Origin of the sequence: Pseudomonas cannabina, assembly GCF_900100365.1 — a bacterium.
GTDB classification, from domain to species: Bacteria; Pseudomonadota; Gammaproteobacteria; order Pseudomonadales; family Pseudomonadaceae; genus Aquipseudomonas; species Aquipseudomonas cannabina.
The window spans coordinates 5644846-5659016 of the sequence record NZ_FNKU01000001.1 but is presented as its reverse complement, the minus strand read 5'-3'; the positions used below and the strand labels follow the sequence as shown (position 1 = coordinate 5659016).

Sequence of the window (14171 nt, the reverse complement as noted above, 5' to 3'; positions counted from 1 at the left end):
CAGCCTCCCTCTCCGTGAGCGTTACGCGCGTGCAGAAGACCTTCTCCGAACTCGAATATACCGGCAAGAAAAAGCAGACTCGCCGAGATCGCTTCCTGGCTGACCTTGAACAGTTGGTGCCCTGGGCCCTGCTGGAGGCGCAAGTGGCGCCGTTTTATAGCAACACCGCAGGCAAGCGCGGACGCCCTGCGATAGGGGTGTCGCGCATGTTGCGCATGTACGTCGTGCAGCAGTGTTTCGGTTTCTCCGATGAAGGTTGCGAAGATGCCGTCTACGACAGCCAGGCCATCCGCGGTTTTATGGGTATCGACCTGGGTCGCGAGTCTGCACCGGATGCCACCACCTTGCTGCGTTTTCGCCGCTTGCTGGAAGTCCATCAGCTAACCCGGCTGCTGTTTGAAACGATTAACCAGCATCTGGCCAGCCGGGGGCTGCTGCTCAAGGAAGGCACTATCGTCGACGCTACTCTGATCGCCGCGCCGCCCTCGGTCAAGAACCGAGAAGGCAAGCGTGATCCTGAGATGCATCAGGCCAGGAAAGGCAATCAATGGCACTTTGGGATGAAGGCCCACATTGGTGTAGACGCCACGTCGGGGCTGGTGCACAGCGTAGTAGGGACGGCCGCTAACGTGGCGGATGTCACCCAGGTTGGCCAGTTGCTTCACGGTGACGAAACCTATGTTTCGGGTGACGCTGGATACACCGGTGCGGCCAAGCGACCGGAGCATGCTGAACGGGACGTTATCTGGTCGATTGCAGAACGGCCAAGCAGTTACAAGCAGCACGGCGAAGGCAGCGTGCTGTATCGGGTCAAGCGCAAAATTGAATATGCCAAGGCGCAACTGCGTGCCAAGGTCGAGCACCCCTTCCAGGTAATCAAGGTGCGCTTCAATCATCGCAAGGTTCGCTACCGTGGGCTGGAAAAGAATACAGCGCAGTTGTTCAGTTTGTTTGGGTTGGCCAATCTGATGCTGGCCAAGCGGTATTTACAACAGACGGCAGGATAAATCCGTCTGAAAGGCGGGACTGGCCCGCCTTTCAGCAAAATGAGGGCAGAAATCTGCTCGAGAAACGTAAAATAAGGCCGGCAGGTTGAAAAAAACCGGCTTGGAAATGGGGACGGTGCGAACGGGTTAATTGTTCAGCGTCTCCCTAAAAGATCTTTCATTGAGTCGATCAACTCCTGGGGAACTGACCGAAGGCCTTCAACCACTCAACGATCAACAATAGGGCACCGGGCCACCAGCCGACAGGACCTGGCCATGACAGGGCGAGGTTTGGCCGCGATAGCGCTTTATGCACATTTTCCTGACCTGCAGAGTTCGGATCATGATGATACAAAACCTACTGAATGCGTTGGCGATACGACTTGAAAGTGGACCGCTCTCTCTGGATGCGAATCACCTGTGCAGCCTGAAGGTCAACGAACTGGACATGACGCTGGAACGGCTTGAACAGCAAAATACGCTGTTTGTTTATCTGAGCGTGGGTACGCTTTCTACTCCAGCCAGCAGCACACTTCTGAGCAATATTCTGGCAGCCAACCTCTTTCATTACGGCTCAAGCGATGGTGCGGCGTTCGGGCTGGACGAAAAAAACAATGAGGTGCTGCTCTTCCAGCGGTTTGATCCGTCACGGATTGACGAGGATGACTTTGTCAGCGCCTGCGTTCAGATGATCGAAGTAGCGAACCTATGGCGGCCAAAGTTACTGCATAGCCATTCTGCTCCGCTTGCCTCGTCATCCAGGCTGACGAAAACCGATTTAATGTTAACGATGGCGGGGACTATTAGATGAATATCTCAGGTGCGAACAGACGTCAGAGAACTCAGGCAGAAAATGCTGAAAGCGCTTCATCATCGGTAAATACTCCACCGCTACAGCGTGGAGCGGGCAGACGTCTGCAACGTCAGGATGCGCTTCCAACGAACAACAGATACAACGCCAGCCAGACATCCACCTCACCGCAAAACGCGCGTGCAGCGGGAAGATATGAAGCGGGGGGCAGTTCGTCTGACACGCAGGATACTCAGCAAGCCGAGGGTTCAATGCCTTCGTCGTCCCCCCTTCTACAATTTCGTCTAGGCGGCGGGCGGAACCATTCTGAGCTGGAAAACTTTCATAAAATGATGCTGAACTCACCGAAAGCATCACGGGGAGATGCTATACCGGCGCAGCCCGAAGCAATACCTAAGCGTCTGCTTGAGAAGATGGAGCCGATTAACCTGCCCCAGTTAGCCTTGCGTGATAAGGATCTGCATGAACATGCCGTGATGGTCTGCGACCAAGTGAAAAAGGGCGATGGTCCGAACAACGCTATTATAAAAGGAGATATCAAATTACTGCCGCTTTTTGCCAAAGCGGAAAATGCAAGAAATCCCGGCTTGAATCTGCATACGTTCAAAAGTAGTAAAGATTGTTGCAGGGCGATCAAAGAGCAAAACAAGGAGGCTCAAAGAAACCAGCAATCGCTGAGTATGCGGGTTATTTACCCCCCAATCAGAAAGATGCCAGACCATCATATAGCCTTGGATATCCAATTGAGATACGGCCACCGGCCGTCAATCGTCGGGTTTGAGTCTGCCGAAGGGAACATTATAGATTTTGAAGAAAAGGAAATACGTTCAGCATTAGGCAATGTCAAACTCAAAATGGTAGGAAATTTTATTCAACACTCGCAAACTGACTGCATCATGTTTGCGCTTAATAACGCCCTGAAAGCCTTTAAACATCACGATGAATACACCGCCCTTCTGCACAATGGAGAAGACGGGGTGCCTATCCCGGCGACCTTCTTGAAGCATGCTCAGTCAAAAAGTTTAGTGGAGAATCACCCGGAAAAAGATACAACCGTTACTAAGGACAAGGGCGGTCTACATGCGGAAACGCTTTTACATAGAAACCAGGCCTACCGGGCCAACAGATCTGCCGGTCAGCACGTTACCTCTATTGAAGGTTTCAGAATGCAGGAAATAAAGCGGGCAGGAGACTTCCTTGCCGCAAACAGGGTCCGGGCCAAGCCTTGACTCACTTCCTCTGAAAAAACGCGCCTTACGGTTGGCGCGTTTTGTCCGAGGACAGGTGTTCGAGAAGAATAAAGGTTGTCACCTCAAGAGGCAGGAGGAAAAGAGTCGAGGCTCGGCTTGCTCAGCAAACGACTGACCTGTGCCTGCGGTTGCCGCAAGCATGTCATCAGCGACGAAATCAGCGAGCAGCTGGATATCGTGCCTATGCAGATCCGTGTGATCAAACATATCCGCAAAGTCTACGGTTGCCGCGGTTGTGAAACGGCACCGGTCACGGCTGACAAACCGGCTCAGATGATCGAAAAGAGCATGGCCAGTCCGAGCTATTGGCCATGCTGCTGACCACCAAATATATCGATGGCTTGCCTCTGCATCGTTTTGAAACGGTACTGAGTCGACATGGCATCGAAATACCGCGCCAGACACTGGCACGCTGGGTGATCCAGTGCAGCGAACACTTCCAGCCGCTGCTAAATTTGATGCGTGATCGATTATTCGAAAGTCCGTTTATTCACTGCGATGAAACCCGAGTTCAGGTACTAAAAGAGCCGGATCGTGACCCGACCAGCCAATCCTGGATGTGGGTGCAAGCCAGCGGACCGCCGGACCGAAAAGTCGTCCTGTTCGACTACACCACCAGCCGTGCGCAGGAAGTGCCGCTGTGCCTGCTGGAAAGTTATTGCGGCTACGTGATGACCGATGATTATGCGGGCTATAACGCGTTGGCGTTGCAACCGGGTGTGGAGCGTCTGGCGTGTATGGCCCATGTACGACGCAAGTTCGTGGAGGCAAAGAAAGTGCACCCTCAAGGCAAGACGGGCCGCGCCGACGTTGCACTGGCATCTATAAACAAACTGTACGGCATCGAGCGTGAACTCAAGGATGTCAGCGATGAGCAGCGTTACATCGGCCGTCAGGAAAAAAGCCTGCCTGAGCTGGCAAAGCTGAAAGCATGGATGGAAAAAACGCAGCCGCAGGTCACGGCCCAAAGTGCCTTGGGCAAAGCGGTGAATTATCTGGCCAACAACTGGACCCGGCTGGAGCGTTATATCGAAGCTGGTTTTTTACCCATCGACAATAACGCTGCCGAGCGGGCAATCAGACCGTTCGCCATCGGACGAAAAGCCTGGCTGTTCAGCGACACACCCAAAGGCGCCACAGCCAGCGCGCAGATCTACCGCCTGGTCGAGACCGCCAAACTCAACGGCCAAGAGCCTTATACGTGGCTGCGCCACGTACTTGAGCGCCTGCCACATGCCGCATCGGTAGAAGATTACGAAGCGTTGTTGCCTTGGAATTGCTCGCCAGAGATGCCTCGCTAAGCCAGATACCCATTTTTTGCTAGGGAGGCGCTGCAAAAATAGCCAACTGTCCCCACCCTTGGCACACTAAGTTCCTTCAACAGCCTCCCTCTCCGTGAGCGTTACGCGCGTGCAGAAGACCTTCTCCGAACTCGAATATACCGGCAAGAAAAAGCAGACTCGCCGAGATCGCTTCCTGGCTGACCTTGAACAGTTGGTGCCCTGGGCCCTGCTGGAGGCGCAAGTGGCGCCGTTTTATAGCAACACCGCAGGCAAGCGCGGACGCCCTGCGATAGGGGTGTCGCGCATGTTGCGCATGTACGTCGTGCAGCAGTGTTTCGGTTTCTCCGATGAAGGTTGCGAAGATGCCGTCTACGACAGCCAGGCCATCCGCGGTTTTATGGGTATCGACCTGGGTCGCGAGTCTGCACCGGATGCCACCACCTTGCTGCGTTTTCGCCGCTTGCTGGAAGTCCATCAGCTAACCCGGCTGCTGTTTGAAACGATTAACCAGCATCTGGCCAGCCGGGGGCTGCTGCTCAAGGAAGGCACTATCGTCGACGCTACTCTGATCGCCGCGCCGCCCTCGGTCAAGAACCGAGAAGGCAAGCGTGATCCTGAGATGCATCAGGCCAGGAAAGGCAATCAATGGCACTTTGGGATGAAGGCCCACATTGGTGTAGACGCCACGTCGGGGCTGGTGCACAGCGTAGTAGGGACGGCCGCTAACGTGGCGGATGTCACCCAGGTTGGCCAGTTGCTTCACGGTGACGAAACCTATGTTTCGGGTGACGCTGGATACACCGGTGCGGCCAAGCGACCGGAGCATGCTGAACGGGACGTTATCTGGTCGATTGCAGAACGGCCAAGCAGTTACAAGCAGCACGGCGAAGGCAGCGTGCTGTATCGGGTCAAGCGCAAAATTGAATATGCCAAGGCGCAACTGCGTGCCAAGGTCGAGCACCCCTTCCAGGTAATCAAGGTGCGCTTCAATCATCGCAAGGTTCGCTACCGTGGGCTGGAAAAGAATACAGCGCAGTTGTTCAGTTTGTTTGGGTTGGCCAATCTGATGCTGGCCAAGCGGTATTTACAACAGACGGCAGGATAAATCCGTCTGAAAGGCGGGACTGGCCCGCCTTTCAGCAAAATGAGGGCAGAAATCTGCTCGAGAAACGTAAAATAAGGCCGGCAGGTTGAAAAAAACCGGCTTGGAAATGGGGACGGTGCGAACGGGTTAATTGTTCAGCGTCTCCCTAGGTGTCACGTCAATAAATGTCGCAGGTGCAGCGTACGCTCTGCAAATAACGGGAATATCGTCTCAAATCTGGGGTCATATACGCATACCGACACGCTCGCCGGGGTGGAGAGTCAAGGTGTTATTGGTACTATTGACTTCGCGCAAAATACGTTTTATAGAGAGTTCTCTGACAAAATAGAGTTGGATGTAGACGCTGAAAACTTGCCTGATATGCAAGGGTCTGGCACAGTTCGAGATCTTCGTGAAGCGAGTATGCTAAGCAGCTCTTTGAAAAGTGTCTTGGAAATATACTCATCTGTCAGTACTCGCCAAGAGCAGATGTCAATGATTGATCGCCTGCTGGTTGCGTGGGCTGGCACGAGCAAAATGAGTACTTTTGACGAGCGCGTGGAAGGCCTCGGCGGAGGGACTTATAAAGTAAAATTCAGTTACTCTTGGGAAAAGCCAGACACTGGTTTTATCGCCAGTGATAATGGAGGAAGTAACACCTCTAGGGAGGCGCTGATTTATTCGATTTTTCGTCCCTGCAACGCTCTGGAGGCCTTGATTTATCTGGGGGCAACAGCTGGGTTTTAGAATAAATCAGCGTCTCCCTAGTGTTTCAAGAGAACCCACAGCTGCTCAGCTTGCTCAGCAAAACGCTTTGGAGAAAATAAAGATCCTCGAGATATTTACAGGTATTGAGTACTTCAGTTTTTCTGCTCAAGAGGACGGTGGAGGAGAAAGTAAAAAATTATACATTTCGGCTAGATCTGGAAACAGCGCCGGTGGTCATAGGTCGGTGACCGGTCTGGTGTCAGGACCCATCTATCTAACCGAAGAAAATCTGAGTCTGCAAAGTTTTCAGATTGATCAGATCAATAAAGCTTATGACGCTTTGGTGGAATCGGTTTATCGGGGGCTCTTGTTACAGACGCGACTGCAAAGTTATAGTTCGTTGTTAACGGTTTCTTGGTCTGAGGATGGCTTTGTAATTGATTATAGCGGTGTTACAAGCGCGTTGGAGGTAGCGCACTCAGTCAGTCCGGCTAATGCGATAGTTGATGCCGTAGAATTGAGCTCGTCTTTGAAGAAAGCCATATGGAATGAGTCGATTTCAACGTGGTTGAATGAGTTGGATGGTTCGGGCTTGGCACAGTTTAAATCTATATATGGAGGCGGCAACTCCGTGCTTTTGGGCACGAGCGCTGCGGATTCATATACTGGCACCGAGCGAGACGACTCCCTCATGGGGGGCGACGGAAGCGACTCTTTGACGGGCGGAGGGGGTAACGATTTTGTTGCCGGTGGTAATGATAATGATTATATCAGCGGGGGTGCTGGCGCTGACGTATTAAGTGGAGGGCATGGAAGCGACAGCCTCTATGGCGATGCGGGTGATGATTTTCTGCAGGGTGACTACGGTAACGATTATCTCTATGGTGGTGAGGGTTCAGATACCTATTTTTCCCGGTCCGGGTGGGGGCAGGATGTTGTTAATAACTATGATTTAGCATCAAGCAAGCAGGACGTTATAGAATTCGCCGAAGGCATTTCGCCTTCAGACATTGCGTTGAGCCGTAGTTATGATGATCTTCTAATCAGCCGGTATGGGAGCACAGACCGCATCACGGTCAGTGGTTACTTCAACCGCGATGCGGCGGGTCCTTATGCGTTGGAGAGTGTACGTTTTGCTAAGGAGACGCTGATTTATTCTAAAACCCAGCTGTTGCCCCCAGATAAATCAAGGCCTCCAGAGCGTTGCAGGGACGAAAAATCGAATAAATCAGCGCCTCCCTAATGGAGTTCGCTGGTCTGTAGATGAAGTAAAGGCAATGGTTGTGCTCACCACTGGCGGCAATGACTCTGTATGGGGTTATGCTTCTGACGACACTTATCATGGTGGTTTAGGAGACGATAGCCTTAGGGAGGCGCTGAACAATTAACCCGTTCGCACCGTCCCCATTTCCAAGCCGGTTTTTTTCAACCTGCCGGCCTTATTTTACGTTTCTCGAGCAGATTTCTGCCCTCATTTTGCTGAAAGGCGGGCCAGTCCCGCCTTTCAGACGGATTTATCCTGCCGTCTGTTGTAAATACCGCTTGGCCAGCATCAGATTGGCCAACCCAAACAAACTGAACAACTGCGCTGTATTCTTTTCCAGCCCACGGTAGCGAACCTTGCGATGATTGAAGCGCACCTTGATTACCTGGAAGGGGTGCTCGACCTTGGCACGCAGTTGCGCCTTGGCATATTCAATTTTGCGCTTGACCCGATACAGCACGCTGCCTTCGCCGTGCTGCTTGTAACTGCTTGGCCGTTCTGCAATCGACCAGATAACGTCCCGTTCAGCATGCTCCGGTCGCTTGGCCGCACCGGTGTATCCAGCGTCACCCGAAACATAGGTTTCGTCACCGTGAAGCAACTGGCCAACCTGGGTGACATCCGCCACGTTAGCGGCCGTCCCTACTACGCTGTGCACCAGCCCCGACGTGGCGTCTACACCAATGTGGGCCTTCATCCCAAAGTGCCATTGATTGCCTTTCCTGGCCTGATGCATCTCAGGATCACGCTTGCCTTCTCGGTTCTTGACCGAGGGCGGCGCGGCGATCAGAGTAGCGTCGACGATAGTGCCTTCCTTGAGCAGCAGCCCCCGGCTGGCCAGATGCTGGTTAATCGTTTCAAACAGCAGCCGGGTTAGCTGATGGACTTCCAGCAAGCGGCGAAAACGCAGCAAGGTGGTGGCATCCGGTGCAGACTCGCGACCCAGGTCGATACCCATAAAACCGCGGATGGCCTGGCTGTCGTAGACGGCATCTTCGCAACCTTCATCGGAGAAACCGAAACACTGCTGCACGACGTACATGCGCAACATGCGCGACACCCCTATCGCAGGGCGTCCGCGCTTGCCTGCGGTGTTGCTATAAAACGGCGCCACTTGCGCCTCCAGCAGGGCCCAGGGCACCAACTGTTCAAGGTCAGCCAGGAAGCGATCTCGGCGAGTCTGCTTTTTCTTGCCGGTATATTCGAGTTCGGAGAAGGTCTTCTGCACGCGCGTAACGCTCACGGAGAGGGAGGCTGTTGAAGGAACTTAGTGTGCCAAGGGTGGGGACAGTTGGCTATTTTTGCAGCGCCTCCTTAGCGATTTTGTCCGAATTCTTTAGCCTCCCCTTCTAGGCCAAATTCAAGGCCTGGCTTGGAGGACTTGTCTAACTGATTGTGTATCATCCATCCATTTGGATGTATGTTTACAGCGATATTCGACTAGCCTCAGAATATTCGAGTAATCTTGGGCAAGATGGCGAGCAAAGATGGGTTCGTGGTGTGCAATTCGGTTGCGCAGCTTGCGAATCGATTCAAGTGACTTATGAATTTTCGATCTGATTTCGTGGTTAGGCATGCTGGCGGGCGCATTCGGGAAGACAGTTTTGAGATGATTGGCCCATAAGCCATGATCGTACCTGGCCGTAAACATGGATTGCCAGAATGCAAAGCTCATTTCCGCAATGGCTTTGTCAGTTGACGGAGTATCTGCGCCTGCCAGGTCCTCAGCTTTTCTGCAGGCGGCAAGGACGGCAGTGCGAGGCTTGAACGCACTCGGGCTGCTTGGGTTTGGAAGGCTGAGAAAAAAACCGTTGTTCCAAGGCCATTGAGGCCCATACGTTGCCGTCAGCACCTCAGCAACTGCGTTACGGACAAGAACCTCACAAAAGTGCAGTGGGTACATGAATGCAGCGGCGGCTTGGGCATTCCAAGCGTAGAGAGCGATCCCTGCGCTGAGAGGTGAGGGATTGGTGGAGTTCACGGATAGATATGTACCCATCCTGGGAAATGAAAGCGCTGCCTGTCTGGCAATGTCTGGTGACATGGGGTCGGTTCTCTGTTGACGAGCACGCTATTTAGCCATATAGTTAATTCACTAGCCACTTGGTTAGGAATCATGAGTATAACGCTCTGATTTCGCCGAGGGATGTACGTCAGTACACAAAAAGACCTGCCAGCGATGGCAGGTCTTTTTGCATTTGGTGTTTAAAGGCCTGAATCTAGGGGGGCGGGGAGCTGTGAGACAGCTCAGCCCTGGCCGACAGTGATCAGTGTTGCTTACCGTTGAATAGCTTCGATCTTAAACGGCTGGATGGCCAGGCTACCGCTGTTTGGTGTCAATCCGCACCAGTACTGGCTTCCCGCCCATGACGAAAATTTGGGCGGTTCCGGCTTTCCGGCTTACAACCCCGTTATGGAAAATAAGAATAGCAGGAGATTCACCAACGCCTCACAGCTATGACTAGACGCTGACGCCTTCGAGCGTCGATGCGAAGCAAACCTTTCGCGTTCAAGTAAAGGTTTTCAACTGCTATTAGTCGGTTGTCCTGTCACCTTGGCCCCATCACGAAATGGGGTCAAGGCACACATGATCAAACAGCTTTCCACACTTTCCATACTCGCGCTGTTCGCCGGATGCACATCTGTAGCGGACAAACCGGCTGGACCAGCTTTCGACACCAGCCAGAATCCTGAGCTGCTCTCGCCAGACCTGTATTCAAATGGCGCGAAGACCAGGCAGGAGCCCACGGTTCGCTACGGACGATACGCCCTGGTGAATACCGCTCCAGAAGCCGAACAACGCGACCTGATGGCCCAGATCATCGATGTCAGCATTCCTCCCAACATGCACCCGTCCGTCCAGGATGCGATGCAATATGTTATCAGCCGCTCGGGCTATGCCTTGTGCCCACCGACCACGGATCACGTAAACATCCTGTTCACGCGCCCCCTTCCTTCCGCGCAATACAAGCTCGGCCCCATGAGCCTGCGCAACACCCTGCAGGTGCTCGCAGGTCCCGCATGGCAGGTCAAAGTCAATGAGGTTACGCGCGATGTCTGTTTCGTACTGCGGCCTGGTTACCAACTTCCGGATACACCAAAGCCCACAGCACCGGTTCAAACTGACCCACCGTCCAACACTGAAAAAACCCGGTAAACAGCACCTTATCAGCCGTGGCCGTTGGGCATTGGCCATCGGCACTGCATCCTCCGGCTACCTTCTCACTCCTACCCCAGACAGCAGGATCTGAGGGCGGGAGAAATCTCATTGGAGTCTTTATGCGTTTGTATCTGTGCGAAAAGCCCAGCCAGGGTAAGGACATTGCCGCCGTACTCGGAGCAAAAACCCGGGGTGACGGCTGCCTCAGAGGGCCGGGGGTGGCCGTCACGTGGGGCATTGGCCACTTGCTGGAAACTGCCGCGCCGGATGCCTACGGCGATCACCTGAAAAACTGGAGCCTGGATACGCTTCCCATTCTACCTGCACAGTGGAAAGTCATCGTCAAACCGAAGACCGCCAGCCAGTTCAAGGTCGTGAAGCAGTTGCTCAAAGAAGCGACAGAACTGGTGATCGCGACCGATGCCGACCGCGAAGGTGAGATGATCGCGCGCGAGCTGATCGAATATTGTGGGTACCGTGGGCCGATTCAGAGGCTTTGGCTTTCGGCCCTGAATGAGGCCTCCATTCGCCAGGCGCTCAACAGCGTCAAACAGGGTGCGGAAACCTATCCGCTATACCTGTCGGCGCTCGCACGCTCCAGAGCGGACTGGCTGATCGGCATGAACTTTTCACGGCTGTTTACCCTGCTCGGACGACAGGCCGGGTACACCGGCGTGCTGTCCGTCGGCCGTGTTCAAACACCGCCCCTTCGCCTGGTGGTCGACCGGGACCGGGAAATTGCAAACTTCATCCCCAAACCGTTCTGGAACCTCGACGTTCAGCTCTGCGCTGCCGGGCATTCGTTCCTGGCTAAATGGGTCGCCGATGAATCAGTCACCGATGACGAAGGCCGCTGCCTCGATCAGAGCGCAGCAACTGCCGCGCTCAATGCGCTGCAAAATAGCCAGATGGCTACAACCATCTCTGTGGAGACTGAGCGTGCCCGTGATAGTGCTCCGCTGCCGTTCGATCTGAGTACGCTGCAAGAGGTGTGCTCGGCGAAATTCGGGCTGGGGGTTCAAGAGACGCTGGACGTCGCCCAAGCGCTTTATGAGACCCACAAAGCGACAACCTACCCCAGAACCGATTGTGGTTACCTGCCAGAGAGCATGCTGGATGAGGTGCCTATGGTACTTGATGCCATCAACCGAACTGATCCCACTATTGGTAAGGCACTCCTGCTGATCGACCCGGAGCAGCGCTCACGGGCGTGGAATGACAAAAAAATCACGGGGCCCCACCATGGAATCATCCCGACCCTGGAACCCGCGAACCTTTCAGCAATGTCTGAGAAGGAGCGCAGGGTCTATGAGTTGATCCGCGCTCACTTTCTTGCGCAGTTCATGCCTAACCATGAATATGACCGTACCGTGGCCACCTTCGAGTGCAACGCGGTTTCACTGCATGCCGTGGGCAAGCGTATAGTGGTGCCGGGCTGGAAAATTCTATTTTCTAGCTCATCCGAGGAAGAGGGAGACGAAAGTGGGGGGCGGTCACAGGCCCTGCCAATGCTGCAGGTTGGCTCTCGATGTGACATCCAGGACCTGCAGCTGAAAGCGCTGAAGACAGAACCTCCCAAGCCCTACACCGAGGGCACGTTGGTCAAGGCAATGAAGACCATCGCCAAGCTGGTCAAGGATCCACGGCTGGCTCAGAAGCTAAAAGAAACGACGGGGATCGGGACGGAAGCAACTCGCGCCGGGACAATCCAGAGCCTGATCGACCGAGGTTCGCTCATTAGGAAAGGTCGCGCGCTGCGGGCAACTGAAGCAGCGTTTTCACTGATCGATGCGGTGCCTCCTGCCGTGGCCGACCCTGGCACCACTGCGATCTGGGAGCAGGCGCTCACCATGATCGAGCAAGGCACCTTGACGCTCGATGACTTTATCGCCAGGCAATCGAGCTGGATCACCAGGCTCGTCGATCAGTACAAGGGCACTACCTTGTCGATCAAGGTTCCCGAAGGTCCCAAGTGCCCGTTGTGCAACGCGAAAACCTCGCAGCGCAAAGGAGCCTCAGGTGTTTTCTGGGCGTGTACCAGGTACCCCGAATGCAAAGGTACGGTGAACATCGGTACAGGGAAGAAAAAATCGCCGGGCAAGTCAGCCAAGACGCGCACCGCCACGACGAAAACCGCTTGAACCACTGGATATGGCGGCCTGACAAATGATGTGCCACAATAGATCCATTCACTGTTCCACCCCGCTGGTCACTGACGGTCATCAGTGGCACCCTGGAGAAGTCGGCCTTGCCTTCATTCTCCAACCCCAAAGTACGCAAAGCATCGGGAGGGGCGTACAGATCTTGTTGTGAATTCTCCCTGTGTCTCCCTGTTCAATAGCAGACACGCAGCCGTCTAACTCGTGAAAGCGGGTTCATAGGCACACAGGGTTCATGGAAGGTTCGATGCACAATCGTCTCAGGGTCACACTGGTGTTGTGGCCCACTTTTTTTTAAATTCCCCCGCTTTTTCGGACGGTAACCTGGTCATCTCGCAGCGCGCTGGATGACCAGGTTACCTTCCAAGGTAGCCACTTTTCGCTGCCGGTGCCCGCCGGTGAAAAAACGGGCTCCTTTTGTGCGCGAATGCGTGCCTTTTGATTACTGACCCAAGCCACGACAACGGGTCGGGTGATGTCGATGAAGCAATGCGTGCGATCAATGCCCAGGGATCCTCGCTGAGCTTGCGCTCACAGGTGGCACATTTTTCAAGTTATAGCCAAGCCCACATCGGCTGAGAGTGATCGTCTGTGACGATGATAACTCTCAGCACGATTCTCATCATTACCCTCTTGGCCGCTGTGCTCAACGCGAGACTGGCATTGGAGATGATTACCGGCACGCGCAGGTATGCGTGAAGCCTCTATGAAGGCGCTTTCACCTGTCGGTCAAGGATTTCAAATGAAAACAATCCAAAAAAAAGCCGTGGCCGAGGATCTGCGCAAAATTGGTTCGACTGCGATTGCGGCTGCGCTGATCAGCATTTTCGTTACAAACTTCTCCCTGCTATCTGCTTGCGCCATGGTTGTAGGGGTTGTAATGTGGCTTCTCGGCATCTTTATGACTAAGGAGGAATGATATGAGCCATGAAATGGCTGGTATCGCGATTCTGATGTTCATGTTTTTCTCAGTAGGTGGCGTAGGACTCTATGCCAGCTGGCCTGACCTAAAACGTGCGATCCAATCACGTCACTGACGTGTTGACGAGTATTCTCGCCTAAATGGGTTTCCGACTTCATAAGGCCACTGCCGTTCACCCAAGATCATAAGCGACTCCCCGCTACTACTGCTTGACAAGCCCTCCCCGAATTCACATTCTGAAGACATGTACCGCTGACGTTGTCAGCCACATGCCCGGGTAGTCTGGATCTCATGACTACGGTGCGTTCAACGCATTGATCCATCCCTAAGGAGGCGCTGATTTATTCGATTTTTCGTCCCTGCAACGCTCTGGAGGCCTTGATTTATCTGGGGGCAACAGCTGGGTTTTAGAATAAATCAGCGTCTCCCTAAGTATCCTCTGAAAAAGCCCATTTTTTTGGAGAGGAACCGGGCTGGAGCGCCTGTATTTACTGGCTTCGACTTTTGAAGAAAAGGCTTTTTCAGACCTTCCCTAAGTTCGCAA

General features: G+C 53.8%; 11 protein-coding genes and 2 pseudogenes. 11 read left to right on the top strand and 2 right to left on the bottom strand.

Annotation, left to right across the window (positions count from 1 at the left end; translation table 11 throughout):
- Positions 1-29 precede the first annotated feature (29 nt).
- The 8 genes and pseudogenes from BLT55_RS26545 to BLT55_RS33620 all read left to right on the top strand — a co-directional run bounded on the left by BLT55_RS26545 (position 30) and on the right by BLT55_RS33620 (position 7510).
- A complete protein-coding gene (locus BLT55_RS26545) occupies positions 30-1007 on the top strand; it encodes an IS5 family transposase (protein WP_007247761.1) in 978 nt (325 codons plus the stop codon).
- 322 nt (positions 1008-1329) lie between these two features.
- Entirely contained in the window at positions 1330-1797 is a 468-nt protein-coding gene (locus tag BLT55_RS26540; RefSeq protein WP_054999077.1) for a type III secretion system chaperone, read from the top strand.
- Entirely contained in the window at positions 1794-3026 is a 1233-nt protein-coding gene (locus tag BLT55_RS26535) for a YopJ family acetyltransferase (protein WP_054999076.1), read from the top strand. The genes BLT55_RS26540 and BLT55_RS26535 overlap by 4 nt, the downstream gene beginning before the upstream one ends.
- 132 nt (positions 3027-3158) lie before the next feature.
- Positions 3159-4348: pseudogene (tnpC, locus tag BLT55_RS26530) on the top strand (IS66 family transposase); the annotation flags it as partial.
- Between the two features lie 109 nt (positions 4349-4457).
- Complete coding sequence (locus tag BLT55_RS26525) at positions 4458-5435, top strand: IS5 family transposase (RefSeq protein ID WP_007247761.1); 978 nt, start codon at positions 4458-4460, stop codon at positions 5433-5435.
- 252 nt (positions 5436-5687) lie between these two features.
- Positions 5688-6161 (top strand): hypothetical protein, encoded by a 474-nt coding sequence (locus BLT55_RS34110; protein ID WP_156357579.1) that lies wholly within the window; start codon positions 5688-5690, stop codon positions 6159-6161.
- A 67-nt stretch (positions 6162-6228) separates the two neighbouring features.
- Complete coding sequence (locus BLT55_RS26515) at positions 6229-7365, top strand: calcium-binding protein (RefSeq protein WP_055002030.1); 1137 nt, start codon at positions 6229-6231, stop codon at positions 7363-7365.
- A gap of 34 nt (positions 7366-7399) precedes the next feature.
- Positions 7400-7510 carry a hypothetical protein gene (locus BLT55_RS33620; protein ID WP_162235003.1) on the top strand — a complete coding sequence of 37 codons (111 nt, stop codon included), beginning with the start codon at positions 7400-7402 and terminating at the stop codon, positions 7508-7510.
- 126 nt (positions 7511-7636) lie between these two features.
- Here the strand turns inward: BLT55_RS33620 and BLT55_RS26510 are convergent, their stop codons facing one another.
- Both BLT55_RS26510 and BLT55_RS26505 read right to left on the bottom strand, forming a co-directional pair.
- On the bottom strand, positions 7637-8614 hold the full coding sequence (locus BLT55_RS26510) for an IS5 family transposase (protein ID WP_007247761.1): 978 nt from the start codon (positions 8612-8614) through the stop codon (positions 7637-7639).
- Between the two features lie 132 nt (positions 8615-8746).
- A complete protein-coding gene (locus BLT55_RS26505; RefSeq protein ID WP_005747020.1) occupies positions 8747-9430 on the bottom strand; it encodes a hypothetical protein in 684 nt (227 codons plus the stop codon).
- Positions 9431-9973: 543 nt separating this feature from the next.
- Between BLT55_RS26505 and pilL2 the strand changes: the two are divergent.
- The 3 genes and pseudogenes from pilL2 to BLT55_RS33615 all read left to right on the top strand — a co-directional run.
- A pseudogene (pilL2, locus tag BLT55_RS26500) lies at positions 9974-10537 on the top strand (PFGI-1 class ICE element type IV pilus protein PilL2); the annotation flags it as partial.
- Positions 10538-10665: 128 nt separating this feature from the next.
- Positions 10666-12687 (top strand): DNA topoisomerase III, encoded by a 2022-nt coding sequence (locus BLT55_RS26495; RefSeq protein ID WP_074801199.1) that lies wholly within the window; start codon positions 10666-10668, stop codon positions 12685-12687.
- A 760-nt stretch (positions 12688-13447) separates the two neighbouring features.
- A complete protein-coding gene (locus tag BLT55_RS33615) occupies positions 13448-13624 on the top strand; it encodes a hypothetical protein (protein WP_004663543.1) in 177 nt (58 codons plus the stop codon).
- The last annotated feature ends 547 nt before the right edge of the window (positions 13625-14171 follow it).

Bases quoted from the DNA above. Each gene is read 5' to 3' on its own strand.
- BLT55_RS26540 (WP_054999077.1), top strand. From the start codon at position 1,330: ATGATGATACAAAACCTACTGAATGCGTTGGCGATACGACTTGAAAGT.
- BLT55_RS26535 (WP_054999076.1), top strand. From the start codon at position 1,794: ATGAATATCTCAGGTGCGAACAGACGTCAGAGAACTCAGGCAGAAAAT.
- BLT55_RS33620 (WP_162235003.1), top strand. From the start codon at position 7,400: ATGGTTGTGCTCACCACTGGCGGCAATGACTCTGTATGGGGTTATGCT.
- BLT55_RS26505 (WP_005747020.1), bottom strand. From the start codon at position 9,430: ATGTCACCAGACATTGCCAGACAGGCAGCGCTTTCATTTCCCAGGATG.
- BLT55_RS26495 (WP_074801199.1), top strand. From the start codon at position 10,666: ATGCGTTTGTATCTGTGCGAAAAGCCCAGCCAGGGTAAGGACATTGCC.
- BLT55_RS33615 (WP_004663543.1), top strand. From the start codon at position 13,448: ATGAAAACAATCCAAAAAAAAGCCGTGGCCGAGGATCTGCGCAAAATT.